Origin of the sequence: Streptomyces sp. CS113 (assembly GCF_002188365.1) — a bacterium.
GTDB lineage: Bacteria > Actinomycetota > Actinomycetes > Streptomycetales > Streptomycetaceae > Streptomyces > Streptomyces tendae.
Genome location: NZ_KZ195574.1, coordinates 7,588,781 through 7,613,912, shown reverse-complemented (window position 1 = coordinate 7,613,912; position 25,132 = coordinate 7,588,781). Strand labels below are relative to the sequence as shown.

26 protein-coding genes are annotated in these 25,132 nt (G+C 74.6%); 15 read left to right on the top strand and 11 right to left on the bottom strand.

Annotation, left to right across the window (positions count from 1 at the left end; genetic code table 11):
* Positions 1 to 25: 25 nt before the first annotated feature.
* On the top strand, positions 26 to 349 hold the full coding sequence (locus tag B9W62_RS34365) for a hypothetical protein (RefSeq protein WP_087810813.1): 324 nt from the start codon (positions 26 to 28) through the stop codon (positions 347 to 349).
* Positions 350 to 534: 185 nt separating this feature from the next.
* Positions 535 to 1,083, top strand: coding sequence for an ATP-binding protein (locus B9W62_RS34360; protein ID WP_179235809.1), 549 nt, complete (start codon positions 535 to 537; stop codon positions 1,081 to 1,083).
* A gap of 622 nt (positions 1,084 to 1,705) precedes the next feature.
* Here the strand turns inward: B9W62_RS34360 and B9W62_RS34355 are convergent.
* From B9W62_RS34355 to B9W62_RS34345, 3 genes are read right to left on the bottom strand one after another with little or no spacing between them, the layout of a single operon-like run.
* Positions 1,706 to 4,267 (bottom strand): ABC transporter permease, encoded by a 2,562-nt coding sequence (locus B9W62_RS34355; RefSeq protein ID WP_087810812.1) that lies wholly within the window; start codon positions 4,265 to 4,267, stop codon positions 1,706 to 1,708.
* Complete coding sequence (locus B9W62_RS34350) at positions 4,264 to 5,013, bottom strand: ABC transporter ATP-binding protein (protein ID WP_087810811.1); 750 nt, start codon at positions 5,011 to 5,013, stop codon at positions 4,264 to 4,266. The genes B9W62_RS34355 and B9W62_RS34350 overlap by 4 nt, the downstream gene beginning before the upstream one ends.
* Entirely contained in the window at positions 5,010 to 5,294 is a 285-nt protein-coding gene (locus B9W62_RS34345) for an SHOCT domain-containing protein (RefSeq protein ID WP_087810810.1), read from the bottom strand. The genes B9W62_RS34350 and B9W62_RS34345 overlap by 4 nt, the downstream gene beginning before the upstream one ends.
* A gap of 191 nt (positions 5,295 to 5,485) precedes the next feature.
* On the opposite strand from B9W62_RS34345, the gene B9W62_RS34340 reads away from it, so the two are divergent.
* Genes B9W62_RS34340 through B9W62_RS34315 form a run of 6 tightly spaced genes read left to right on the top strand, consistent with a single transcriptional unit; the run spans position 5,486 to position 8,817 of the window.
* Positions 5,486 to 6,058: a TetR/AcrR family transcriptional regulator gene (locus B9W62_RS34340; RefSeq protein WP_256976678.1), complete on the top strand. Its 573-nt coding sequence runs from the start codon at positions 5,486 to 5,488 to the stop codon at positions 6,056 to 6,058.
* 15 nt (positions 6,059 to 6,073) lie between these two features.
* Positions 6,074 to 6,469 carry a (R)-mandelonitrile lyase gene (locus tag B9W62_RS34335; protein ID WP_087810808.1) on the top strand — a complete coding sequence of 132 codons (396 nt, stop codon included), beginning with the start codon at positions 6,074 to 6,076 and terminating at the stop codon, positions 6,467 to 6,469.
* Between the two features lie 11 nt (positions 6,470 to 6,480).
* A complete protein-coding gene (locus B9W62_RS34330) occupies positions 6,481 to 7,068 on the top strand; it encodes a DUF4865 family protein (RefSeq protein WP_087810807.1) in 588 nt (195 codons plus the stop codon).
* Positions 7,065 to 7,973 carry a phosphotriesterase family protein gene (locus tag B9W62_RS34325; RefSeq protein WP_087812223.1) on the top strand — a complete coding sequence of 303 codons (909 nt, stop codon included), beginning with the start codon at positions 7,065 to 7,067 and terminating at the stop codon, positions 7,971 to 7,973. Before B9W62_RS34330 ends, B9W62_RS34325 begins: the two co-directional genes overlap by 4 nt.
* A 50-nt stretch (positions 7,974 to 8,023) precedes the next feature.
* Positions 8,024 to 8,425, top strand: coding sequence for a tautomerase family protein (locus B9W62_RS34320; RefSeq protein WP_087810806.1), 402 nt, complete (start codon positions 8,024 to 8,026; stop codon positions 8,423 to 8,425).
* Entirely contained in the window at positions 8,419 to 8,817 is a 399-nt protein-coding gene (locus B9W62_RS34315; protein ID WP_107424231.1) for a VOC family protein, read from the top strand. The genes B9W62_RS34320 and B9W62_RS34315 overlap by 7 nt, the downstream gene beginning before the upstream one ends.
* 22 nt (positions 8,818 to 8,839) lie before the next feature.
* On the opposite strand, the gene B9W62_RS34310 is transcribed toward B9W62_RS34315, so the two are convergent.
* Positions 8,840 to 10,081, bottom strand: coding sequence for an ROK family protein (locus B9W62_RS34310; RefSeq protein WP_087810805.1), 1,242 nt, complete (start codon positions 10,079 to 10,081; stop codon positions 8,840 to 8,842).
* A gap of 37 nt (positions 10,082 to 10,118) precedes the next feature.
* On the bottom strand, positions 10,119 to 10,769 hold the full coding sequence (locus B9W62_RS34305) for an alpha-ketoglutarate-dependent dioxygenase AlkB family protein (protein WP_087810804.1): 651 nt from the start codon (positions 10,767 to 10,769) through the stop codon (positions 10,119 to 10,121).
* Positions 10,770 to 11,026: 257 nt separating this feature from the next.
* Here B9W62_RS34305 and B9W62_RS34300 point away from each other — a divergent pair, with 257 nt between their 5' ends.
* Positions 11,027 to 12,163, top strand: coding sequence for a methyltransferase (locus tag B9W62_RS34300; protein WP_179235808.1), 1,137 nt, complete (start codon positions 11,027 to 11,029; stop codon positions 12,161 to 12,163).
* Here the strand turns inward: B9W62_RS34300 and B9W62_RS34295 are convergent.
* Positions 12,153 to 13,037, bottom strand: coding sequence for a class II fructose-bisphosphate aldolase (locus tag B9W62_RS34295; RefSeq protein WP_087810803.1), 885 nt, complete (start codon positions 13,035 to 13,037; stop codon positions 12,153 to 12,155). The genes B9W62_RS34300 and B9W62_RS34295 overlap by 11 nt on opposite strands.
* A gap of 33 nt (positions 13,038 to 13,070) precedes the next feature.
* The gene (locus B9W62_RS34290; protein ID WP_087810802.1) at positions 13,071 to 13,952 is read right to left on the bottom strand and encodes an SIS domain-containing protein; all 882 of its coding nucleotides are present in this window, start codon (positions 13,950 to 13,952) and stop codon (positions 13,071 to 13,073) included.
* 127 nt (positions 13,953 to 14,079) lie between these two features.
* Here B9W62_RS34290 and B9W62_RS34285 point away from each other — a divergent pair, with 127 nt between their 5' ends.
* On the top strand, positions 14,080 to 14,859 hold the full coding sequence (locus B9W62_RS34285) for a DeoR/GlpR family DNA-binding transcription regulator (protein WP_087810801.1): 780 nt from the start codon (positions 14,080 to 14,082) through the stop codon (positions 14,857 to 14,859).
* 84 nt (positions 14,860 to 14,943) lie between these two features.
* Here B9W62_RS34285 and B9W62_RS34280 read toward each other — a convergent pair whose 3' ends face one another.
* Positions 14,944 to 15,975 carry a hypothetical protein gene (locus tag B9W62_RS34280; RefSeq protein ID WP_087810800.1) on the bottom strand — a complete coding sequence of 344 codons (1,032 nt, stop codon included), beginning with the start codon at positions 15,973 to 15,975 and terminating at the stop codon, positions 14,944 to 14,946.
* 191 nt (positions 15,976 to 16,166) lie between these two features.
* Between B9W62_RS34280 and B9W62_RS34275 the strand changes: the two genes are divergently transcribed.
* The 3 genes from B9W62_RS34275 (at position 16,167) to B9W62_RS34265 (ending at position 19,744) form a co-directional block, all read left to right on the top strand.
* On the top strand, positions 16,167 to 16,409 hold the full coding sequence (locus tag B9W62_RS34275) for a heavy-metal-associated domain-containing protein (protein WP_087810799.1): 243 nt from the start codon (positions 16,167 to 16,169) through the stop codon (positions 16,407 to 16,409).
* A 78-nt stretch (positions 16,410 to 16,487) separates the two neighbouring features.
* Positions 16,488 to 18,749, top strand: a complete 2,262-nt coding sequence (locus B9W62_RS34270) for a heavy metal translocating P-type ATPase (protein ID WP_087810798.1) — start codon at positions 16,488 to 16,490, stop codon at positions 18,747 to 18,749.
* Between the two features lie 338 nt (positions 18,750 to 19,087).
* Positions 19,088 to 19,744, top strand: coding sequence for a phosphatase PAP2 family protein (locus B9W62_RS34265; RefSeq protein WP_179235807.1), 657 nt, complete (start codon positions 19,088 to 19,090; stop codon positions 19,742 to 19,744).
* Here B9W62_RS34265 and B9W62_RS34260 read toward each other — a convergent pair.
* On the bottom strand, positions 19,717 to 20,169 hold the full coding sequence (locus B9W62_RS34260) for a phospholipase (protein ID WP_087810796.1): 453 nt from the start codon (positions 20,167 to 20,169) through the stop codon (positions 19,717 to 19,719). The genes B9W62_RS34265 and B9W62_RS34260 overlap by 28 nt on opposite strands.
* Positions 20,170 to 20,297: 128 nt before the next feature.
* Positions 20,298 to 21,413: a Gfo/Idh/MocA family protein gene (locus tag B9W62_RS34255; protein ID WP_107424230.1), complete on the bottom strand. Its 1,116-nt coding sequence runs from the start codon at positions 21,411 to 21,413 to the stop codon at positions 20,298 to 20,300.
* Between the two features lie 238 nt (positions 21,414 to 21,651).
* Between B9W62_RS34255 and B9W62_RS34250 the strand changes: the two genes are divergently transcribed.
* Positions 21,652 to 22,254 carry a Dps family protein gene (locus B9W62_RS34250; protein WP_087810795.1) on the top strand — a complete coding sequence of 201 codons (603 nt, stop codon included), beginning with the start codon at positions 21,652 to 21,654 and terminating at the stop codon, positions 22,252 to 22,254.
* Positions 22,255 to 22,265: 11 nt separating this feature from the next.
* Positions 22,266 to 23,339 carry an ABC-2 transporter permease gene (locus B9W62_RS34245; protein WP_087810794.1) on the top strand — a complete coding sequence of 358 codons (1,074 nt, stop codon included), beginning with the start codon at positions 22,266 to 22,268 and terminating at the stop codon, positions 23,337 to 23,339.
* Positions 23,340 to 23,366: 27 nt separating this feature from the next.
* Here the strand turns inward: B9W62_RS34245 and B9W62_RS40365 are convergent, their stop codons facing one another.
* Positions 23,367 to 24,911, bottom strand: a complete 1,545-nt coding sequence (locus B9W62_RS40365; RefSeq protein WP_179235806.1) for a helix-turn-helix domain-containing protein — start codon at positions 24,909 to 24,911, stop codon at positions 23,367 to 23,369.
* Positions 24,912 to 25,132 lie beyond the last annotated feature (221 nt).

Sequence of the window (25,132 nt, the reverse complement as noted above, 5' to 3'; positions counted from 1 at the left end):
ACCGACGCGCGAGGGGGCGACGGCCATGGCGGAGCCGGAGTTCAGGGCCACGGGGGTGCGGATCGGCAAGCGGCTGCGTTCACTCACCCGGGCCGGGACGGTCCGGATCAGCGGTGGCCGGGTGGAGCTGCTCACCAGCTACGGCAGCGAGATAGACAGCGCGCCGGTGCAGGCGGTGCGCGCCTCCCGTCCGTGGTTCGGTCCGCAGGACCGGGCGCTGGCCGACCTCGACGGCAAGCGGTATCTGCTGACCCTCGGCGAGCGTGACCCGGCCCCCGGGGAACCGGGGCCGCCCGCGGCCCGCCGCTTCATCGAGGCTGTGCGCCGGGCGGCCGGACGCCGCGCCTGAGAGATGTCCGTAAGTTGCGGTGCCTCACCCCTTGCGTCACGCTGGTCTCACGTCACTCTGGGTTTACCGGCGATAACGCTGCGAACCAGCCCGCCGGCCATGACAGCGGGCGGCGTGCGCCAGGTGCGCCTCGCTGGATCCGAACTCCGTGTTCTTCCGGACCTCTATGTCGGGGAGTCGCAGCCGTGATCACTCACCCAAGCAGACACTGCACGGTGGAGCTCCAAGCCCTGCCGTCGCGGATCGGCCAGGTCCGCAGAATCGTATCTGCGCAATTGCGCTACTGGCATATGGATCTCCTGATCGACCGGGCGGTGCTCGGCGTGACGGAGTTGCTGACCAATGTCCACCTCCATGCACGGCCCGACAAGGCGTGCACCGTGGAGATAGAGCTGCTCCTGGACCGGCTCACGGTCTCGGTGCGCGACCACGATCCGCGACTGCCCGTCGTGGACGACGCCGAGCCCCTCGCGACGTGCGGGCGCGGGCTCGCCATGGTGGCCGCGATGAGCGAGACCTGGGGTGCCCGGCCGGACGGCGAGTCGGGCAAGGTCGTCTGGTTCACGCTGCCGACGGCCATCACCGCCGCGCCGGTCACCGCGCCGCCGGTGGCGACGCGCCCGCCGCGCCGTCTGGTCGAGGAGGTGCCGGCCGCCGCGTTCGCCGAGGTCGAGCACGCGGTCGACCTCGGCAGCCCCCAACCCGCTCCCGCCCGGTCGGCCGTTGTCGGCTGACCGGGCGGTGACCGTCCGCTGCCGCGGGCCGTGCGGCACGGGGTCCGGCCCACGTCCGGAACCCGAACCCGGGTGCGTGTCGCCGGGGCGGCAACCACCGTGCTCTGCCGGGGTCGTGACGGAGCTTCGGGTGCCCCACGGGGCGCGGGGCGTGCGGCGCAACCGGGCGCCGACCGGGCCTTCCGGTCGGCGCCGGGGCGCCCCGCGGCCGACCGGGGGTCGGCGGCGGGCTCGCCGGCGTACCGGGCGCACGGCGACCGCCCGACGGCGAGCCGTGCAGCACACGCGCATGCACCGCCGGAGCGACGCACCGGTCCCCGGGGGCTCCGCGCCACCGGCGATGGGTGGCGCCCGCGTCCCGCCGCGGGCCGGGCGCCCTCCACCGCGTCGGCGATCCTGCGTGGGTACGGACGGACGGCGGCCGATGCACCGCTCCCCGGCCGGGAGTGGGTGGACCGGCCCGGTATCAGCCGCACGGCGCGGGCTCCCCCTCCACCACGTCGGCAATCCAGCCCGGGTACGGACGGACGGCGGCCGGTACACCCGCCCGCCACCCGCCGGGGAGCGGGTGCACCCGCCGGTATCAGCCGCACGGCGCGGGGCCGCCGGGGGCCGGTGCGGGCTACTCCGTGGCCACGGCGCGCAGTACGTCCAGGCGGGACGCGCGCCGGGCCGGGCGCAGGCCGGCCAGGGCGCCGGCCGCGAGACCGACCAGGGCCACCACCGCGAGCTGCGCGGGCGGCAGGGCGAAGGCGAAGGCGCTGTCCGAGGCGCCGTCGGAGGCCGCCACCAGGACCCAGCCGAGGAAGGCACCGAGACCGAGCCCGCCGACCGTGCCGAGGGCGGCGACCAGGACGGACTCCCAGCGCACCATGGCCCGCACCTGGGCCCGGGTCTGACCCACGGCCCGCAGCAGGCCGAGTTCGCGGGTGCGCTCGTGGACGGCCAGGGTGAGGGTGTTGGCGATGCCGAGCAGCGCGATGAGCACCGCCAGGGCGAGCAGCGCGTAGACGAGGGTGAGCATCATGTCGATGCCGCCCGCGGAGGACTGCGCGTACGCGTCACGGGTCTGCACCTCGGGGTTGCCGTACCGGTCGGCGACCTTCTCCACCGCCGCCCTGCCCGCGTCCGGGTCGACGCCGTCCTCGAAGGCGACGGCGACCAGGCTGTCGGAGTCCTGGGTGCGGTGCGGGGCCCAGGCGGCGCGGGTGATGACGTAGTCGCCGGCGAGTTCGGACTGCCCGTAGACCGCGCGGACGGTGAAGGTGCCGCTGCGGCCGTCGGTGAAGGTGAGCCGCGTGGTGTCGCCGGTGGTCAGTCCCCGCTTCTCCGCCTCGCTCCCGGTGATCGCGATGCCGTCGGTGCCGAGGTCGTCCAGTGAGCCGTGGACGGTGCCGAGGTCGAAGGTGCGGTTCAGGGCGACCGGGTCGGTCACGGTCAACGCACGTCCCTCGCCGTCCACTTCCGCCACTCCCCGGCCGAGTCCGACGGTGGTGTCCACCTCGGGCAGTTCCCGGACCGCTTCGGCCAGGCGCGGGCTGAGGCCGCTGCCGCCCGCGCCGAAGGACGGCGCGCTGACGGCGACGTCGCCCGCGAAGGACCGGGAGACGGTCTGGTCCATGGTCGCCTTGAGCGACGCGCCGAAGACCGTGAACAGCGACACGACCGCCACGCCGATCATCAGCGCCCCGGCGGTGGCCGCCGTGCGCTTGGGGCTGCGCAGGGCGTTGCGCCGGGCGAGGACGCCGGTGACGCCGCGGAGCCGGTCGAGCGGGGCCCCGAGGACGCGTACGGCGGTGGCGGAGGCGACCGGGCCGAGTACGACGAAGGAGGCCAGGGCCAGTACCGCGCCCGCTCCGGCCAGCCACACCGACGGGGAGAGCAGGACGCCGACGAGCGTCACCGCGAGGGCGAGCACGAGCATCCCCGTACCGGTCACCGCCCGCGCGCGGGAGGCGCCGGAGGTGTCGACGGCCGTCTCGCGCAGCGCGGCCAGTGGAGCGGTGCGGCCCGCTCGGGCCGCGGGCAGCAGGGCGGAGCCGAGGCAGACCAGGACGCCCACGGCGAGCGGGAGCAGCAGCGACAGCGCGCTGACCACCAGGGCGCCCTCGGGGAAGGGGAAGCCGATCGCCGGGAACAGGGCCTGGAGTCCGGCCGCGATGCCGATGCCGCCCGCGAGCCCGGCGGCGGACGCGGTCACGGCCACGACGGCCGCCTCGGCGAGGGTGGCGGCGGTGACCTGGCGGCGGGAGGCGCCCAGTGCGCGCAGCAGGGCGTTCTCCCGGGTGCGCTGGGCGACCACGATGGCGAAGGTGTTGTGGATGGAGAAGGTCGCGACCAGCAGGGCGATGCCGGAGAAGACGAGCAGGAAGGTCGTGAACAGGCTCAGGAACTGACTGGAGATCATGTCGGTGTTCTCCGCGGCCGACTCCTGGCCGGTGATGGCCTCGACGCCCTCGGGCAGTACGGGTGCCAGCCGGTCGACGAGTTCCCGCTGGCCGACGCCCGGCCCGGCCCGCACCTGGATGCTCGCCGCCTCGCCCGGGCGCGCGGTGAGGTACTTCTCGGCGTCGGCCCGGGTCATCCCGGTGAAGGTCACCTGGGCCATGCCGTCCTCACCCCCGAAGGTGGCGAGACCGACCACGGTGACCTCGACGGGGTCGGGGGTGCGCAGGGTGGTGGTGTCGCCGATCGTCAGGCCGCCCTGCTCGGCGGCGCCGCGGTTGACGACGACCTCGCCGGACTGCTGCGGGGCGCGGCCCTCGGCGAGGCGGTACGGGTTCAGCTCGGGGTCGGTGATCCAGTTGCCGGCCAGGGTGGGTGGTCCCTGGCCGCCGATCGGGTCGCCGTTCGCGCCGACGAGCTGGCCCGCGCCCTGGATGCTGGGGGCGGCGGCCGCGACGCCGGGGACCCGCTCGATCGTCCGCACCAGGCCGGTGCCGACCGGCTGCCGTACGCCCTGGCTCTCGCCCGGTGTGGTGATGGCGTCGGCGCTGCGCACCACGGCGTCGGTGCCGCCGGCGGCGTTGCCGAACATGGTGTCGAAGCTCGCACGGAGCGTGTCGCCCATGACCAGGGTGCCGGTCAGGAAGGCGACGCCGAGGACCACGGCGAGGAACGTCCCGGCGAAGCGGCGTTTGTGGGCCCTGAGCGAGGAGGCGCTCAGGCGGACGGAGGCGTTCATGAGGGCACCTCGAAGGCTTTCATCCGGTCCAGGACCTTGTCGGCGGTCGGCGCGTCCATGCGGTCGACCAGGCGCCCGTCCGCGAGGAAGACGACCTCGTCCGCGTGGGCGGCGGCGACGGGGTCGTGGGTGACCATGACGACGGTGCGGCCGGTCTGCCGGACGGTGCGGCCGAGGAGGCCGAGCACCTCGCCGCCGGAACGGGAGTCGAGGTTGCCGGTGGGCTCGTCGGCGAAGACCACGTCCGGCTGCCCGGCGAAGGCGCGGGCAACCGCCACCCGCTGCTGCTGCCCGCCGGAGAGTTCAGCGGGCCGGTGGTGGAGGCGGTCGCGCAGTCCCACGACGTCGATCAGCGCGTCGACCCACTCGGTGTCACCCCGGCGCCCGGCCAGGTCCAGCGGGAGGGTGATGTTCTCGGCGACGGTCAGCGTCGGCACCAGGTTGAAGGCCTGGAAGACGAAGCCGACGCGGTCGCGGCGCAGCAGGGTGAGCCGGCGGTCGTCGAGGGTGCTCAGGTCGGTGTCGCCGATGCGGGCGGTGCCCGAGGTGAGCGTGTCGAGTCCGGCGGCGCAGTGCATCAGGGTGGACTTGCCGGAGCCGGAGGGCCCCATGATGGCGGTGAAGCGGCCGGCCGGGAAGTCGACGCTCACGCCGTCCAGGGCGCGTACGGCGGTGTCGCCACCGCCGTACACCTTCACGGCGTCCACGACCCGGGCGGCGGCCCGGGTGACGGTCGTCGTGGTCATGCCGCACCGCCCTTGCCCGTCCGGCCGAACTGCTCGTCCAGCACGGACAGCCGGCGCCAGTACTCGTCCTCGTCGATCTCGCCGGAGGCGAAGCGGTGGCCGAGCACGGTGATGGGCGAGTTGTCCGCGACGGTCGTCGGCCGTCCGGGTCCGCGGCGGCCGCGCCACACCGTGCGCCGCAGCAGGGTGATGCCGCCGCCGATGACCAGCGCCCAGATCACCGGGAAGAGCAGGATCCACGGGCCGGGCCCGCCGTCGCCGAACTGTGCCAGGGTCTCCATGTCGTCCAACTCCTCGGTCGCGATGTCCCTTGTGTCGCTTCCGAGCCTCGCTCCGCAAGGGGGTCCCGGTCGTCGTACGGCCAGCGGCAGTGGGCGTACGACGACGGGAGTACCGCGGCGGTCCGGGTCTGCTCCCGCCGCTCTTCCTCGCCCTCTCGACTTCTGTAACTACTAGTATGTACAGTGAGCGCATGAGCACCTCGGAACGACTGATCGAGTCCACCCGCGAGTTGCTGTGGGAGCGCGGGTACGTGGGCACCAGCCCCAAGGCCATCCTCGAGCGGGCGCAGGCGGGGCAGGGCAGCATGTACCACCACTTCAAGGGCAAGCCCGACCTCGCGCTCGCCGCGATCCGGCGCACCGCGCAGGAGATGCGGGCCGCCGCCGGGGCCGTGCTCAACGGCCCGGGGACGCCGTACGAGCGCATCGAGGCGTATCTGCGACGCGAGCGCGACGTGCTGCGCGGGTGCCCGGTCGGCCGTCTGACGATGGACCCGGACGTGATCGCCGACGACGCCCTGCGCGCGCCGGTGGACGAGACCCTCGACTGGCTGCGCGAGCAGATCGCGCAGTTGGTGGAGGAGGGCCGGGAGCAGGGCGAGTTCGCGCCCTCGCTGGACGGCGAGGAGATCGCGGCGGCGGTCGTCGCGACCGTCCAGGGCGGCTACGTGCTGGCCCGCGCGTCCGGCTCGCCCGCCGCCTTCGACGCGGGCGTCCGGGGACTGCTCTCACTGCTCGCCACCCACAAGAACGCCACCGCGTAGAGGAGTTCGACGACCGTGCACATCACCCGGCAACGCCCCGGAACCGAGCGGGGCCCGGCCGAGAACTTCACCGGCCCGGTGTGGCTCGACGAGATCGCCGCTCCCCCGGCCCCGTCCCGGCTCCGCATGTTCCACGTCCACTTCGCGCCGGGCGCGCACACCGCCTGGCACCGCCATCCGCACGGCCAGGTCCTGCACATCCTTCAGGGCGAGGGCCGGGTGCGGCGCGAGGGCGGTGCGGTGGAGACCGTGCGCGCGGGCGACACCGTGTGGATCGAGCCGGGCGAGTGGCACTGGCACGGCGCCGGGCCGCACACCTTCATGAGCCACCTCGCGGTCGTCGAGGCCGCCGGGGACGGCACGACCACCGAGTGGGGCGCCCACGTCGCCCACGAGGACCCGCACGCCTGAGGGGGCATCCGATGCACGCCATGCAGTACAGCTTCACCCTGCCCGCCGACTATCCGATGGAGGTCATCAGGGAGCGCGTGGCCCGCACCGGGCACCTGCTGGACGAGTGGCCCGGACTCGGGCTCAAGGCGTATCTGATCCGCGAGCGCGAGAAGGACGGCTCCCCCGTCAACCAGTACGCGCCGTTCTACCTGTGGCACACCGTGGAGGGCATGAACTCCTTCCTCTGGGGCGGCGCCTTCCAGCGGCCCACCGACGACTTCGGCCGGCCCGCGGTCCAGCAGTGGACGGGCCTGGCGTACGAGGAGGGCGGCGCCGCCGGCTCCCCCGCGCGGGTGGCGGTCCTGCGGCGGCAGCGGGTGCCGGAGGGCGTGCCGTTGTCCAAGGTGGCGGCGGACGCGGTGCGCGAGACCGGGCGACTGGCCGCCGGGGACGGGGCGCTGCTCGCGGCGGCGGTCGTGGACACCCGGCGCTGGGAGACGGTGCACTTCTCGCTGCACGCCGGTGACGCGCCGGACGGTGCGGCGGGCGAGGTCTTCCGGGTACTGCACCTGTCCGCGCCCGGACGGGGCCTGCTGCCCGGGGGACCCCAGTGGTGAGCGCCGTCCGCACGGTCCTGGGGGACGTGCCCGGCGGGGACCTGGGGGTGTGCGACGCCCACGACCACCTGTTCTTCGCCAGTCCCCGGCTGCCCGGCGAGGAACTGCGCGACGCGGCGGCGGCACGGGCGGAACTGGCCGCGTTCCGGGAGCGGGGCGGCGGCGCGGTGGTGCAGTGGACGCCGTACGGGCTGGGTCGACGGGCCGCCGATCTGCCCGCCCTGTCCCGGGACACCGGCGTCCACGTGGTGGCCGCCACGGGACTGCACCAGGACGTCCACTACGACGAGGGCACGCTCGCCGCGCTGCGGGGCCGCGCGGCCGAGGTCTTCGTCGCCGAACTGACCCGGGGCATCGGGACGTCGGGCGTCCGCGCGGGACTGATCAAGGTGGCGGGCGGCTTCCACGCGCTCGACGCGCACGCGCGATGGACGATGTCGGCGGCGGCCGAGGCGCACCACGCGACGGGGGCGCCCATCGCCGTGCATCTGGAGCTGGGGACCGGCGCGCTGGACGTACTGGAGCTGCTGTGCGGCGAGTCGGGGGTCCCGCCGCAGAGCGTGATCCTCGGTCACCTCAACCGCTCCCCCGACCCCGTGACGCACCGGCAGGCGGCCGGGTCGGGGTGCTGGCTGGCCTTCGACGGGCCGTCGCGGGGAAACCACGCCACCGACTGGCGGATGCCGGACGCGGTGCGGGACCTCGCCGAAGCGGGGTTCGGCGACCGGCTGCTGCTGGGCGGCGACACGACGACGGCCTCCGCCCGTTCGGTCGACGGCGGTCCGGGCATGCCGTACCTGCTGCGCCGGGTGGCCGCCCGGCTGGCCCTCGCCGTGGGGGACGACCTGGTGCGGCGCATCCTCACCGAGAACCCGGCACGGGCGTTCGCCGTCGACTGGCGCTGACGCCCCCTCCCGCGGACCCCGTCCCGGACCCACCCGACAGGAGATCCCTGATGCCCTTCGTCCGCATCGACGCCCACGGCGGCGACACCGGCGGCGACCGCCTCGACGCGCTCGGGCGGGCCGTCCACGACGCCCTGGTCGAGACGCTCGGCATCGCGTCCGACGACCGCTTCCAGGTCCTGACCGCCCACGACGCCGCCCGCGGCACCCTGCGCTACGACGACTACCTCGGGGTGCGCCGGGACGCCGGCATCGTCTTCGTGGCGATCACGCTGCGGGCGGGGCGGACGACCGGACGGAAGGAGGCGCTGTACCGCCGGATCGCCGAGCTCGCCGAGGAGTACGCGGGGACGGAGCCCCGCAACGTCTTCGTCACCCTGACCGAGAACACCTCCGCGGACTGGTCGTTGGGCGACGGTCTCGCGCAGTACGTAGGGTCGGGATCATGCTGAGACTCGGAATCCCCGTCATCGGTGTCACGGACGTCCCCCGCGCGGTGGCGTTCTGGACGGCCGCGCTGCCCCTGGTCGCCACGGAGGAGTGGCGGAGCGAGACCTGGCGCACGCTGGAGTACGCGGACGGCTCCGGGCGGGCCCTCGGCCTGCTGCGCAGTGACTCGCCGCCCGAACCGCGGCCCCGTCTCCACCTCGACCTGTTCACGGACTCGGCCGAGGAGCAGCGGGCGGAGGTGCGGCGGCTGACCGGCCTCGGTGCGCGGGCCGTGGAGTGGGACCTGTATCCGCCCGACCCCGACTTCGTCGTGCTCGCCGACCCGGACGGCAACATCTTCTGCGTCGTCGACCTCAGCCACGCCCCGAGCGGCGGCGACCGGCCCGCGCCCTGAGCTGCGGGCCCGGCTCGGCCGCCTACGCGGGCACGCCGCCCAGCGGGTCGTCCAGGACCGGCTGCCAGGCCAGTTCGGCCGCGCCCACCAGGCTGTTGTGGTCGAGGCCGCAGGGCAGGATCGGCACCCCGCCGCTCTGGCCCCACAGGCTGCGCCCGGCGACGACCGCGCGCAGCCGCTCAGGGTCGGCGTCGAGGAGCGCCCGGTGCAGTCCGCCGAGGATGATGCGGTCCGGGTTGAGGATGTTCACCAGCCCCGCGAGACCCAGGCCCAGGCGGTCGATGAGGGTCTCGGTGGCGGCACGGACGTCCGGGTCGGCATAGTGCTCGCGGATCAGGTCGTAGGACTGCTGGAGCAGGGACACCTCGGGTCCCGGTGCGCGGCCGGCCGCCGTGAGGAAGGCCAGCGGGTCGGTCTCCACGTCCAGGCAGCCGCGGCTGCCGCAGTGGCAGGGGCGGCCCTCGGGGTTGACGGTGAGGTGTCCGACCTCCAGCGCGAGCCCCGAACTGCCGGTGTGCAGACGGCCGTCGAGGACCAGCGCACCGCCGACACCGCGGTGGCCGGTGGCCACGCACAGCAGGTCGCGGGCGCCGCGGCCGGCACCGTGGCGGTGCTCCGCGAGGGCGGCGAGGTTGACGTCGTTGCCGGTGAAGGCGGGGCCCTCGATCCCCGCGGCGCGCACCTGCCGCGCGAAGATCTCCCGCACGGGCGCGCCGGCCGGCCAGGCCAGGTGCAGCGGGTTCAGCGCCAGGCCCTCCGGTTCCGCGACGGCCGACGGCACCGCCAGTCCGGCGCCGACGCAGCGCCGCCCGGTCTCCCGCAGGAGTTCCGCGCCCGCCTCGACGACCGAGCCCAGCACCTTCGCCGGGTCCGCGTCGACGACCTCGCAGCCGGGCGCGGTGGCGACGATCCGGCCGCCCAGACCGACCAGGGCGGCGCGGAATCCGTCGGCGTGGATCTGGGCGGCGAGGACGACGGGCCCGTCCTCGGCGACCGAGAGACGGTGCGAGGGGCGGCCCTGGGATCCGGCCGCCGCGCCGGGCCTGGCGTCCACCCGGATCAGGCCGAGCGCCTCCAGCTCGGCGGCGACCGCCCCGGCCGTGGCCCGGGTCACGCCCAGTTCCGCGGTGAGGACGGCCCTGGTGGGGGCGCGTCCGGTGTGCACGAGCTCCAACGCGGGCCCGAGCGCACCGCGCCCCCGGTCCAGCCGCGTCCTCGAGGTGGTCCCTTCCCCCGCCGCCCGGGGGTCCGCCTTGCCGCTCATGAGGGGGAGTCTCCCATGATCCGTCCGGGCGGGGTGCCTAGAGGCCGCTGACCCGGAGCGTGATGTTCAGCCGCCCGGCGAGTCCCAACTCGGGCGGCGCGGTGCCCGGGTGCACCCTCGGCACCCCGTGGTACGCGAGCCGGGAGGGGCCGCCGAAGACGAACAGGTCACCGCTGCGCAGCTCGGTGTCGGTGTAGGGGCGGGTGCGGGTCTCGGGGTTGCCGAAGCGGAAGACGCAGGTGTCGCCGAGGCTCAGGGAGACCACGGGGGCCCCGGAGCGCTCGTCCGCGTCGCGGTGCATGCCCATGCGGGCGTCGGCGTCGTAGAAGTTGATCAGCGCGATGTCGTACGGCTCCCGTGCCACCGCTTCGGCGCCCAGCGCGTCGGCCACCGCGCGGCGGGCGAGGTCGTCGAGCCAGTCCGGGAAGGCCTTGACCGGGGCCCCGTCGCCGTCGACGGCGGTGGGGGCGTAGCCGTACGGGTACCAGTGGCGGCCGAGGCAGACCTGCCGGGCGGTCATGGTGCCGCCGCCGGGGGTGCGCACCGTGCGGAGTCCGGCCGGTGGGCGGGCCCACGCGCGGCAGGCGTCCAGCAGCTCGCGCTGCCGTCCCGGGGCCAGCCAGTCCGGCACGTGGACGGCGCCGGGCGCGGTCTCGGCGCGGGTTCTGGGGAACAGCTCGGCGTCCATGTCCCCATCCTGCCTCCGCGCCCCGCCTCCCGGGCGCGACCGGTGCTGAGCTGCGGCTCGGCTAGCCTGGGCACACGATGAACGACGGCAACACGCAGGACCCCGGCACGCACGACCGCGGCGCGCACCACGGCAACAGGCACCACCGCAGCATGCGCCACGGCAGCACGCATGACGGCAGCACGCATGACGGCGCAACGCATGACGGCGGCACGCACGGTCGCGGCGGGAACGACGGCGGTGATCGTGGCGACCGTATGACGACGCCCTGGGGCTCACACGTGCTGTCCCGCTACCCCGAGGACCCGCGGGACCGGCTCCGCGCCTGGGACGCGTCCGACGAGTACCTGCTGGGGCACCTCGCGGAGCGGGAGGTCCCGCTGGACGGCACGGTCGTGGTCGTCGGCGACCGCTGGGGAGCGCTGGTGACGGCGCTGGCGGCGCACCGGCCGGTGCAGATCACCGACTCCCACCTGGCGCGGGAGGCGACGCGCGCCAATCTGGGGCGCAGCGGCGTCGAGCCGGGTTCGGTGCGCCTGCTCACCACGCAGGATCCGCCGCCGGACCGCGTCGACGTGCTGCTGGTGCGGGTGCCGAAGAGCCTGGCGCTGCTGGAGGACCAGCTGCTGCGGCTGGCGCCCGCGCTGCACGAGGGCACGGTCGTGGTCGGCACCGGGATGGTGAAGGAGATCCACACCTCGACGCTCCGGCTGTTCGAGCGGATCGTCGGCCCGACCCGGACCTCACTGGCCGTGAAGAAGGCCCGGCTGATCTTCGCCGAACCCGACCCCGCGCTGAAGCCGCCCGCCAACCCGTGGCCGCTCGGGTACCGGCTCCCCGACGACGTCGGACCGCTCCTGTCCGGCCGGCCCGTCGTCAACCACGCCGGGGTCTTCTGCGCCGACCGGCTCGACATCGGCACCCGCTTCCTCCTGCGGCACCTGCCGGAGCCCGGGGGCTTCCGGCGGGTGGTGGACCTGGGCTGCGGGAACGGTGTGGTCGGTACGGCGGTGGCGCTGGCCGATCCCGACGCCGAGGTGCTGTTCACCGACGAGTCGTTCCAGGCGGTGGCCTCGGCCGAAGCGACGTACCGGGCCAACGAGGTCGCGGGTCAGGCGGAGTTCCGGGTCGGCGACGGGCTGGCCGGCGTGCCGGACGGCAGCGTCGACCTGGTGCTCAACAACCCGCCGTTCCACTCCCACCAGGCGACGACCGACGCCACGGCGTGGCGGATGTTCACCGGGGCGCGGCGGGTGCTGCGCCCGGGCGGCGAACTGTGGGTGGTCGGCAACCGGCACCTGGGCTACCACGTCAAGCTGCGGCGCCTGTTCGGCAACAGCGAGCTGGTCGCGGGCGACCGGAAGTTCGTGGTCCTGAAGGCGGTCAGGGAGTAGCCGGAGGACGGGGAGCGGGCGCGGTGGGGGCGATCACCCGGATGAGCGTCGCCACCGTCCGGACCATGGCTTGCCGCCCTGCGGTGAGGTAGCCGCGCGAGTCGACCGCCTCGGGACGGGCGGCTTGGTGCTCCCTGATGGCTCCGGTCATGGCGATGTTGAGGGCGGTGCCGACGTTGACCTTGGCGATGCCGCCCGCCACGGCCGCGGCGAGTTCCCCGTCCGGGACGCCGGAGGAGCCGTGCAGGACGAGGGGGACGTCCAGGGCGCCGGACAGTTCCCTCAGCAGGTCGTGGTCGAGGGCCGCGGTGCGGGTGGTCATGGCGTGGGAGCTGCCGACCGCGACGGCCAGGGCGTCCACGCCGGAGTCGGCGACGAAGGCCCGCGCCTCGGCGGGGTCGGTGCGGGCACCGGGGGCGTGGGCGTCGAGCGGCGGCGCCCCGTCCTTGCCGCCGACCTCCCCCAACTCGGCCTCGAGCCACATCCCTTGGGAGTGCGCCCAGTCGGCGGCGGCCCGGGTCGCGGCGAGGTTCTCGGCGTACGGCAGCCGGGCGGCGTCGTACATCACGGAGCTGAACCCGGCGTCCGCGGCCTGGCGCAGCAGGCTGTCGCTCTGCACGTGGTCGAGGTGCAGGGCGACGGGGACGGCGGCGGCCTCGGCGGCGGCGACGGCCGCGCGGGCCAGGGGCAGCAGGCGGCCGTAGCGGTACTTCACGGCGTTCTCGCTGACCTGGAGGAGGACGGGTCCGCGCGCCGACTCGGCGCCCGCGACGACGGCCTCGACATGCTCCAGGGTGATGACGTTGAAGGCGGCGACGGCGGTGCGCTCGGCCGCGGCACGGCCGATCAGGTCGCCGGTGGTGGCGAGGGGCACGGGGTCTGTTCCTTCCCTGCGTCGGGGCGGGCGTCAGGGGGCGAGGACGACCGAGCGGGTCAGGTGGCGCGGGCGGTCCGGGTCGAGGCCGCGGACCGCGGCGACGGCGACGGCGAGCCGCTGGGCGCGCACCAGTTCGGCGAGCGGGTCCAGCTCACCGGGCACCCACAGCGCGCCGGTGTCGCGCACCTGGTCCGCCAGTCCCTCGGGCGCCTCGCCGAACATCCAGGTCGCGGTGCCCGCGGTGCTGATGCTGATGGGGCCGTGCCGGTACTCCATCGCCGGGTACGCCTCGGTCCAGGACAGGGACGCCTCGCGCATCTTGAGTCCGGCCTCGTTGGCCAGTCCGACGGTCCAGCCCCGGCCGAGGAAGGTGAACTGGGTGCGTTCGACGAGCCCTTCGGGCAGCTCGCCGGCGAGCGCGGCGCGGGCGTCGGCGACGACGGCCTCGGTGTGCAGGCCCAGGTGGGCGCGGAGCACGGTGAGGGCGGTGGTCGCGAACCGCGTCTGGACGACGGACCGTTCGTCGGCGAAGTCGAGGACGACGACGTCGTCGGCGGCGGTCATGACCGGCGTCCGGGGGTCGGCGGTGAGCGCGACGGTGCGGGTGCGGCCCTTCAACTGCGTGAGCAGCGTCAGCACTTCGGTGGTCGTGCCGGAGCGGGTGAGGGCCACCACCCGGTCGTACGTCCGTCCCCGCGGGAACTCGGAGGCGGCGAACGCGTCCGTCTCGCCCTGGCCCGCGTCCTCGCGCAGCGCCGCCGCCGACTGCGCCATGAAGTACGAGGTGCCGCAGCCGACGATCGCCACCCGCTCCCCCGCCGCCGGCAGCGCCGCCGTGTGGCGCGCCGCCTCGGCCGCGGCGCGCGTCCAGCAATCGGGCTGGCTGTTGAGCTCGTCCTCGACATACGTCATGTCGCACACTCCCCGTCCCCGGACTGATTGTTCCTGCAAGGTATAGCGATCTTTCGAGCACTATCAAGCAATCAGCGGAAGAGTGCGGTGCGCTAGGGTCGGCGGGGGTCGAGGAACGGAGGCGCGGATGTCGCGCGACGCCCGCTGGAAGGCGCTGCTGGAGCTGCTCGTCGAGCGCGGCCGGCTGGACGTCGAGGAGGCGGCGACCGAGCTGGAGGTCTCGGCCGCGACGATCCGCCGTGACTTCGACCGGCTGGCCGAGCAGCAGATGCTGGTGCGCACGCGCGGGGGCGCGGTCGTCCACGGGGTGTCGTACGAACTGCCGTTGCGCTACAAGACCGCCCGCCGTGCCTCGGAGAAGCAGCGCGTCGCGCAGGCGGTCGCCGCGCTGGTGGCGCCCGGCGAGGCGGTGGGGCTGACCGGGGGGACGACCACCACGGAAGTGGCGCGCGCCCTGGCCGTGCGCACCGACCTGGCCTCCGGCACCCCCGCGCTGACCGTGGTCACCAACGCGCTCAACATCGCCAACGAGCTTGCCGTCCGGCCCCAGTTCAAGATCGTGGTGACCGGCGGTGTGGCGCGGGCGCAGTCGTACGAGCTGATCGGGCCGCTCGCGGACGGGGTGCTGGGCCAGGTGACCCTCGACGTGGCGGTCCTGGGCGTCGTCGCCTTCGACGTCGTGCACGGTGCCGCGGCCCACGACGAGGCGGAGGCCGCGATCAACCGGCTGCTGTGCGAGCGGGCCGAGCGGGTGGTCGTCGCCGCCGACTCCAGCAAGCTGGGGCGGCGGGCCTTCGCCCGGATCTGCGCGACCGGGTCGGTGGACACGCTGGTGACGGACGGCGCGGCCGACCCGGAACTGGTGCGCGGGTTCGAGGAGGCGGGGGTCCGGGTCGTCACGGCCTGAGGGTCCGCGGGGGCGGGGGTCCGGGTCGTTACGGCCTGAGGGTCCGCGGAGGTGGGCACCGGCCGGCCCCGGCCGTGGTGCCGGTCAGTGTCCGTGGCCGTCGGCGTGTTCCGGCGTCGCGGCCGGGGCGGATTCCGTGGCGCCCGGCGTCGATCCGGCGCGCACGGTGAACGCCGCGGTGTGGACCTCGCCCCGGTGCCGGAAGTCCAGGAAGAGGCGGTAGGCGCCGGCACTGGGCGCGGTGGCCGTGAACGAGATCTCCGGGCCGGGCTCGGTGGCGCCGTCGCCGGGTTCGCCGTTCGGGTGGACGTGGAGGTAGGCGAGGTCGCCGGCGCGCAGGGCGACGAGGTGGCCGTAGGCGCCGAGGTAGGGCTGGAGGTCGCCCACGGGCTCGCCGTCGCGGGACACCTTCAGCCTCAGCTCGCTCGCCTTGCCGGGGCGCAGGGAACCGTCGAGTTCGACCTGGTAGCCGTCGGTCCGGGCGGTGCCGTCCGGGGCCGGGAGCCGTGCGGGCTCGTATCGGCCGGAGGCGGCCAGGTCCGCGCCGAGGGTGAGGTTCTCGGCGCCCTCGGCGGCCGGGGTGAAGTCGGCGAAGACGCGGTAGCCGCCCGCCGCGGGCAGGTCGACGGGGGTGCTCCAGGTGCCGTCGGCGGCACGGGTGGGGTGCAGGTGGCGGTAGGTGACCAGGTCGCGTGAGGCCAGGACGAGGTGGAGTTCCTTCTCGTGCTCGCGCCGGTACGCGGTCACGGCGTCCCCGCTCGCGTCCCGGACCATGAAGCGCAGTTCGGTGCGCTGACCGGCGGTGACGCGCGGGGTGGCGAGGTCGAGGGTGTAGCCGCCCTCGGAGATCCGCAGGCCGCCGACCGGGGTGCTCTCGTGTCCCCCGTGGCCGCCGCCTTCTTCCGGCCGCGGCGACGGCCTGCCCGGGTCGCTCGGGCCACTCGGATCGCCCGGGTCGCTCGGAAGGCGCGGGTCGTCCCGCTCGCCGTGCTCCTCGTGGGGCGCGGGCGCGCTGTCCGCGACGATCGGGTCCACTCCCGTGCCGACGCCGTAGGCGGTGCCGAAGGTCGCGGCCAGGGCGGCCGCGAAGGCGGTGATCCTCAGTCCGGTGTGCATGGCGGTCGTCTCCTCGGATTGCGGGTCTCCGGCTCACGCGGAGACCTCTCCATGCACTTCACCATACCCCTGGGGGGTACCTAGTCAAGCGAGGGAGACGCTTGCGTTCGATACCCCCCAGGGGTATACATGGAATCGCTGGGACGGATACCCCCGCCCCGTATTGGCCGCACGATCTCCGGAGGAACGTCATGCCCTCGAACGTCACCACTCCCGCCGCCTCCCCCGTCACCACCGCCTACGCGGTGTCCGGCATGAGCTGCGGTCATTGCAGCGCGACGCTCACCCGGGTGATCGGCGAGCTGGACGGTGTGACCGGTGTCGACGTCGAGCTGGACACCGGCCGCGTCACGGTCACCGCTGCCGAGCCGGACGACGCCGCGATCGCCGCGGTGGTCGACGAGGCCGGCTACGAGCTGACCGGCCGCGCCTGACCGGCCCGCACTCCCCCGCCGCACCGCCGGGACCCGCGCCGCCGGGTCCCGGCCGACGACCCCGCGTCAGGAGCAGTCATGACCACCAGTACGACCAGCGCACCAGCCGAGGTGGAACTCGCCATCGGCGGCATGACCTGTGCCTCGTGCGCCGCCCGGATCGAGAAGAAGCTCAACCGGATGGAGGGCGTCACCGCCACCGTCAACTACGCGACGGAGAAGGCGAAGGTCAGCCATGCCGGTGCCGTGTCCGTCCAGGAGCTGATCGCCACGGTCGAGGCCACCGGGTACACGGCCCGCGAACCGGAGCCGGTCCGTGCCGAGCCCGTGAGCGGCGCGGAGGGCGCCGAGCCCGCCGACGCGCTGCTGCCGCTGAGGCAGCGGCTGGTGACGGCCGTGGTGCTGGCGGTCCCCGTCATCGCGATGGCGATGGTGCCGGCGTTGCAGTTCGAGTACTGGCAGTGGCTGTCGCTGACCCTGGCGGCGCCCGTGGTGACGTACGCGGCCTGGCCCTTCCACAAGGCCGCGGTCACCAACGCCCGGCACGGCGCGGCCACCATGGACACCCTGATCTCGGTCGGCACGTCGGCGGCCTTCCTGTGGTCGCTGTGGGCACTGTTCCTCGGCACCGCGGGCACCCCCGGCATGACCCACCCCTTCGAGCTGACCATCGCCCGCGGCGACGGCTCCGGGAACATCTATCTGGAGGCCGCGGCCGGGGTGACCGCGTTCATCCTCGCCGGGCGCTACTTCGAGGCCCGTTCCAAGCGCAAGGCCGGTGCCGCGCTGAAGGCCCTGCTGGAGCTGGGCGCCAAGGACGTCACCGTGGTCAGGGCGGGCCGTGAGGAGCAGATCCCGGTCGGGGACCTGAAGGCCGGGGACCGCTTCCTGGTGCGCCCCGGCGAGAAGATCGCCACCGACGGCACGGTCGTCGAGGGCACGTCGGCCGTCGACGCGTCGATGCTCACCGGCGAGTCCGTGCCGGTCGAGGTCGGCGTGGGCGACGGGGTCACCGGAGCGACCGTGAACGCGGGCGGCCGGCTCGTGGTCGAGGCGACCCGGGTCGGCGCCGACACCCAGCTGGCCCGGATGGCGAAGCTGGTGGAGGACGCGCAGAACGGCAAGGCGGCCGCCCAGCGGCTCGCCGACCGGATCTCCGGCATCTTCGTCCCCGTCGTGATCGCGCTCGCGCTGGCCACCCTCGGCTTCTGGATCGGCAACGGCTCCGGGCCGGCCGCCGCGTTCACGGCCGCCGTCGCCGTCCTGATCATCGCCTGCCCCTGCGCACTGGGTCTTGCCACCCCGACCGCGCTGATGGTCGGCACCGGGCGCGGCGCCCAGCTCGGCATCCTCATCAAGGGTCCCGAGGTCCTGGAGTCCACCCGCAAGGTCGACACCATCGTCCTGGACAAGACCGGCACCGTCACCACCGGACGTATGACGCTGCTCGCCGTGCACACCGCGGAAGGCACCGGGGAGGCCGAAGTGCTGCGGCTGGCCGGGGCGTTGGAGCACGCCTCGGAGCACCCGATCGCCCGGGCGGTGGCCGCCGGCGCCGCCGAACGGGTCGGCACCCTGCCCGCCCCGGAGGACTTCGCCAACGTGCCGGGGCTCGGCGTCCAGGGTGTCGTCGAGGGCCACGCGGTCCTGGTGGGCCGCGAGCAGCTGCTCGCCGAGTGGGCCATGGAACTGCCCGCCGGCCTGGCCCGGACCAAGGCCGAGGCGGAGCGGGACGGCCGCACCGCGATCGCCGTGGCCTGGGACGGCGAGGCCCGGGCGGTCCTGGAGGTCGCCGACGCGGTCAAGGAGACCAGCCCCGAGGCGATCACCCGGCTGCGCGCCCTGGGCCTGACGCCGGTGCTGCTGACCGGGGACAACGAGGCGGTGGCCGCCTCCGTCGCCCGCGAGGTCGGCATCGACGCCGAGCACGTCGTCGCCGAGGTCATGCCCGAGGACAAGGTCGCCGTCGTCAAGCGCCTCCAGGGCGAGGGGCGTTCGGTGGCGATGGTCGGCGACGGGGTCAACGACGCCGCCGCGCTGGCCCAGGCGGACCTGGGACTCGCCATGGGCACCGGCACCGACGCCGCCATCGAGGCGGGCGACCTCACCCTCGTCCGCGGGGACCTGCGGGTCGCCGCCGACGCCATCCGGCTGGCCCGCCGGACCCTCGGCACCATCAAGTCCAACCTGTTCTGGGCCTTCGCCTACAACGTCGCCGCCCTGCCGCTCGCCGCCGCGGGGCTGCTCAACCCGATGATCGCCGGGGCGGCCATGGCCTTCTCGTCCGTCTTCGTCGTCGGCAACAGTCTGCGGCTGCGGGGCTTCAAGACCACGGACTGACCCCACCGCCTCGCCACCGGGCCGCCGGCCACCTCCGTGAGGAGCGGCCGACGGCCCACTGGTACGTGGCCCCGGCCGGCCCGGACCGCACCCCGCCCGGTCCGGGCCACACACTGCCCGGTCCGAACCGCACCCTGCTCGCTCCCTGCCGCACCTGGCCGGTACGGGCCGCACCCGCCCCGGATGGGCCCCGCCGCTCCATGGCGACACCCCCCGGCCGGGCCCCGCTCCTTGGCCACGCCCACCGGACGGACCCCCGGACGGGCGCCGCCCGCGCGCCGCCGGGTGCGGGGACGACCAGGATGGTGCGGGTCCCCTCTCCCGCGGAGCAGGAGCCCATGACCGAACCGACCCACGCCGACCGCGGCACCCCGGGCCCGCTCGGGCCGCCGGCCGGTCCGGAGTCCGCGCCGAAGCGGGCCCTCGCGGCCGTGCTCGGGGATCTGCGGGCCGTGGACGGCGCGTTGTACGCGGCCGTCGCCGCCACGTCCACGCCCGCGCTCGACCGGGCGCTGCGGCGCCTGTCCCATGCCGCGGACCATTCGAAGGTCTCGCTCGGGATCGCCGCCGTCCTCGCCCTGAGCGGTGCGCGGGCGCGGCGCGCGGCCCTGGTCGGCGTGGGGGCGGTCGCCGTCGCGTCGGCTTCGGCGAACCTGCTGGGCAAGCGTCTGGTGCACCGGGCGCGACCGGACCGGGAGGCCGCGCGGGTGACGGTGGACCGCCATGTACCCATACCCGCGTCGGCGTCGTTCCCGTCGGGGCACACGGCCGCGGCGGTCGCGTTCGCCACGGCCGTCGGCGTCGTCCTGCCCGAGGCCGCCGTGCCGCTCGGCGCGCTGGCGGGCGCCGTGGGCTACTCCCGGGTCCACACCGGCGTGCACTATCCCGGAGACGTCGCCGCGGGCGCCGTCCTGGGCATCGCCAGTGCGGCGGCCGCACTGGCGGCGGCGGCGCCTGCCCGGGTTCGTCAGCCGAACACCTTCACGGCCTGGTAGTACGTCCAGGCCGTGCTGTTGCAGGCCGTCTTGGTGGCACCGCCGTAACCGGCGCAGACCCGCTTGAGGTCCTCGTAGAAGGCGCTGTCGAGGCGGGACTTGTTGGCGCTGAAGGTGCCCGCGTCCTTGTAGTTGCGGTAGCCGAAGTCGTGCCGTGCGCAGGAGGTGCTGAAGGGGAAACCGAACGGGTTGTCCGGCGAGGTGGAGCAGTAGTCGGTGGTCCAGTCGAAACCGTAGGCGGACCAGGCGGACTTGTTCGCCCGTGCGGCGTTCCAGGCGTTGTAGCTGGACGCGCTGGTCTGCGTCCAGCTCGCGAGGACCTGGGGCTTGTCGGCGGGGGCGGCGTCGGCGGCCGCCGCGGTGGCTACGACGGTGGTCACGGCCAGGGCCGCGGCGGTGAGTCCGGTGGCGAGTCTGCGGTGCATTCCCACACCTCCACGAGGATGCGACCCACCCTTTGGGCCGCAGGTTCATGTCAAGATGATGCGCATCTCCACCACCCGTTCACACCTATGGCGGCCCAACTCGCTGTGAACATATCGACTTTGGTGCGTTACGCGCGCTCCGCGGGGGCCCAGTCGGGGTGGTCGCCGTGCATCGCGGAGTGGAAGGGGTCACCGGGGGTGATCTCGCCCGCGCGCACCGGCCGTCCGGTGAACGCCGCCTTGTACAGCGCCGCGGCGAACTCCAGCGTGGCGCGGGCCTCCGGACCGCTGCCGGGCGGGCGGACCCCGGCGTCCCACGCGTCCAGTACGGCCCCGAGTTGCGCCGCGTGGGAGCTGGGCACGTCGGCGCCGGGGGCACTCCAGGCGGCGGCGCGTTCGGGCGCGACGTGCGGGGCGGGGGTGTAGGTCCAGTCGTCGTTGCGATGCCCGTACAGGTGCGTCAACTCGACCGTCGCGTCGGCGCAGTCGACGCGTATCCGGCTCCTCTCGTGCGGGGAGAGCACGCTGTTGACGACGGTGGCGAGGGCGCCGCTCTCGAAGCGCACCAGGGCGGTGGAGACGTCCTCGCCCTCGGTGTCGTGCACCAGCCGCGCCGCCATGGCCCGTATCTCCGCCCAGGGGCCGAGCAGATGGAGCAGCAGGTCGTACTGGTGGATGCCGTGGCCCATGGTCGGGCCGCCGCCCTCGGTGGTCCAGCGTCCGCGCCAGGGCACCGCGTAGTAGGCGGCGTCGCGGTGCCAGGTCGTCTGGCAGTGCGCGACCAGCGGCGCGCCCAGTTCGCCGTTCGCGATCAGTGCGCGGGCGTGCGCGGCGCCGGAGCCGTACCGGTGCTGGAAGATCACGGACGCGTACGCCCCGGACCCCTTCTCGGCCGCCGCGATGTCGTCGTACTCGGCGAGGGAGAGGCACAGCGGCTTCTCGCACAGCACCCAGGCACCCGCCTCGAGCGCAGCCACCGTCTGCTCCCGGTGCAGCGACGGCGGTGTGCCGACCAGCACCAGGTCGGGGCGTACGGCGTCCAGCATGGCGCCCGTCGAGGTGTGTCCGGCGACGTCGCCGGGCGCCTGCGCGCGGAAGGCGTCGAGCCGCGCCGGGTCCACGTCGACGGCGGCGACCAGTTCGACGCGGTCGGCGTGCGCGGCGAGGGCGGGCAGGTGACTGCCGGTGACGATGGCACCGGTACCGACCACGGCGACCCGGCGGCGGACGGGACGTGGAGCCATGCGGTCCTCCTCGGACGGCGGCGCGGTCGCACGCGTCCGTCGACGAACGGTGATGGATACGAAGCGAGAGCGACAGAAAGCGCTTTCAGACTGAGCCGACCCTAAATGGCGAGCGATGGCCCGGACAACCCCCACCGTTTGCGGGGCGGGCGTACGGCTGGTCGACTGTCGCGGGGGGACCGGGGCCGGCGGTACCGCGGCGGCCCACCCTTCAGTCCTCTCCGGAAGGAGTCCAGGCGTGAGTTCCCCGAAGCCGAAGCCCTCGTCGTCCGCGGAGCACCGGTCGGACGGCAGCCAGCCCTGGCTGCACCAGAAGGGCCGGACCATCCAGGAGTTCGGCACCGTCAAGCAGTTCCCCGTGGCGCTGACCATGGAGACCCGCCTCTACTCCTGCCAGCGGCTCAACAAGGTCCTGGCGGACACCCGGATCCTGCACGATCTGTACAAGAAGTACCACTGGCTGATGCGCGGGGCGACGTTCTACCAGCTGCACCTGCTGCTGGACAAGCACGCCGGTGAACAGCTGGAGCTGATCGACACCATCGCCGAACGCGTCCAGACGCTCGGCGGCGTCGCGGTCGGCGACCCCCGGCACGTCGCGGAGATCACCACCGTGCCGCGCCCGCCGGACGGGGTGGAGGAGGTGCCGTCGATGCTCTCGCGGCTGCTGGAGGCGCACGAACTGATCCTGACGGAGTGCCACGACGCGGCGGCGCGCACCCAGGAGTACGGGGACGACGGCACCAACGACCTGCTGGTCTCCGAGGTCGTGCGCACCAACGAACTCCAGGCGTGGTTCGTGGCGGAACACCTCGTGGACACACCGCTGGTCCACGCCTGACCCCGCCGGACATGGCGCACACCGGCGAGGACACCGAGGGCAGCCCTCCGGCACACGGACGGTGGCACGCGTTCCGGCAGTCGCCGTTCTGGCCGGCCACCGTGCTGGTGCTGATCCTCGCGGCCGCGGCGGGGCTCTTCGCGGGCTCGTACACCTACTCGATGGCGAACCCGACGCCGCGCCTGATCCCCACGGCCGTGGTCGGCTCCTACGAGGAGGCGGGCGGCCGGGCCTTCCTGTACGGCCTGGAGAAGGCGCTGGACACCTCGGTGCGGGTGCATCCCTACGGGACCCGCGCCGCGGCCCGCGAGGCGATCGAGCAACAGGAGGTCTTCGCGGTCTTCGAACTGCGCGACGACGGGCGGAGCGCCGCCCTCGACGTGTCCGGCGCGTCCGGCGCGTCGGTCGCCGAGTTGCTCGCGCAGACGACGCCGGCCGTGGGGAAGAAGCTCGGCGTCGACGTCACCGTCCGGGACGTCAACCCCCTTCAGAAGGGGGACCCGCGCGGGCTGGCGATCTTCTACATCTCCCTGGCCGCCGTGATCATCGGCTTCGTCGGGGCGATCCAGCTGAGCGTGCACGCGCGGGCGCTCACCCCCGTGGAACGCATCCTGTTCACCGCGGTCTACGCGCTGCTCGGCGGGTTCGTCATCGCGGCCACGGTGGACTGGCTGCTGGGCGCGGTGGACCTGCCGTTCGCCGAGTCGTGGCTGATCCTGGCGCTCACCATGTTCGTGTCCGGCATGGTCTTCACCATGTTCAACACCATGTTCGGCCGTTGGGCGATGCTGCCGACCTGGGGCCTCATGGTGATCATCGGCAATCCGTCCTCGGGGGGCGCGGTGTCCTGGCCGCTGCTGCCGTCGCCGCTGGGGGTGATCGGCCGGTGGCTGCCGCCCGGCGCCTCGGTCAACGCCCAGCACACCGCGGTGTACTTCCAGGGCCACCAGCACGCGTTCCCGTTCCTGGTGCTGGGCGGGTGGGCGCTGCTGTCCTGCACGGTCTTCTGGGTGTGGCGGCACCGGCATCCCGGCGGACGGGAGAAGGGACCGCCGGAGGCCGAGCCGGAGGCCGCCGGGTCCTGACGGTCCGCCGGTGCTCGCTCGGGCGGGTCAGGGGGTGGTCAGGGCACGGCAGGCCATCTGGAGGGCCAGCCGGTTGCCGGGGTCGTCCAGCGGCACGCCGAGCCGTTCGCGGACCTGGCGCAGCCGGGCGGCGACGGTGTTGCGGTGCAGGCCGAGGGCGCGGGCGGTGGCGGCGGCGGAGCCGCCGTGCTCCAGGAAGATCCGCAAGGTGGTGAGCAGGTGGGCGTGGTCGGGGCCGCGCAGCGGGGCGAGCGCGGTCTCGGCGAAGGCGCGGGTGATGTCGGACTGCTGCCAGGCGGCCAGCAGTCTGCCCACGCCGAGTTCGTCGGTGTGTTCGACGGACGGCCGGACGTCCCTGGCCGCCGCGAGCCGCACCGCGTTGCGGGCCTCGGTCAGGGTGTCGGCCAGCCCGCCGGGGCCCTGGCGGGGCCTGCCGATGCCGGCCACCAGCCGCCAGTCGGCGGGAAGTTCGGCGAGCGCCCGGCGCACCCGGTGGAGCAGGAGCCGGGGTTCGTCGTCGGCGGGCCGCGGGCCGCTGCTGCACCACAGGGCCCAGTCGCCGTCGCCCTCCGCCACCGCCTGGGCGGTGACGCCGTGCCGGGACAGGGCGGCGAGCACCGGTGCGGGGACGGTGCCGGGGCGGCCGGCCGCCGGCGGTTCCTCGGCGTGCACGGCCAGGCCCACGTGCCAGTCCTCCAGTCGCCAGCCCAGGGCGACCGCCTGCTCGACGACCTCCCGGCTGACGGTGCCCCGGCCGGTGACGACCTCCGCCAGCAGGCGGCGGCGGACGGCGCTGTCGTGGTCGGCGCGGGTGCGGGCTCCGGCGAGCCAGGACCGGACGAAGGGTTCGAGCAGGGCGAGGCCCAGTGCGACGGTGTCGGCACGGTCCTCGTCGGCCCGTTCGAAGGGCCACACCAGCCAGGCGGTGACCGGCGCGGCACCGCCCGGCAGGTGCCCGGCGAGCGGGACGGCGTGCACGGGGTGGGCCAGCAGGCCGGGGGTGCGCTGGGGCACGGCGAGCTGCGGGCGCAGGGCGTCCGGCACGACCGGGTCACCGACGATGGCTCCGCCGTCCGGGGTGACGAGGCTGACGTCGGCGGCGAGCACGGTCCGGGCCACGGCGATCAACTCCGGCCCCTCCGTGCGGGTGGCGAGCCGGCGGAGCAGGTTCTCGACGGTGCGGGCCCGCGTCACCTCGGGGGCGCGGACCCGCAGGGTGAGATCGAGGGCGAGCCGGAAGGGGTCGTCCGTGGCGGCCCACAGCACGGGAATCCGGAGCCGGTCGGCCAGTCGTACGGCGGACAGCGGTGGCCTGGCCGTGCCGTCGGCGGTGACGCACAGCGCCGCGGCGCCGGCCTCCTGGGCCCGGCGGACGAGGGCGTCGAGCCGGTAGGCGGGCGTGGCGTCCTCCGCCGTGCAGAGCACCAGGTGGCCGTCGACCGGGTCGAGGACGCCCCGGTACGCGGTGACGTCCCGCACGGGCCGCCCCAGCCCGGCGTGCCCGGCCAGCGTGCGGGCGCCCTCGAGCAGGGGATCGGCCAGCAGATCGGCAACACTCGGAACGGCGGTCACGACGACCCCCAGGACGAGGAGACACCGCGGCGCGCCGCCGTACCACCGGGCGGTGCAACGCCCAGGGCGACGGCGAGGGGCCCGGCCAAGGACCCGGCCCCGGGTGACCGGCCGAGCGGGGACGGGCGGCACGGCAGGATCAAATGGCCGACCGGACGCGACCGGTCGACGGCGGTCACGACGGACCCCACGGCGAGGAGGCCCTGCGGCGCGGCACCGGA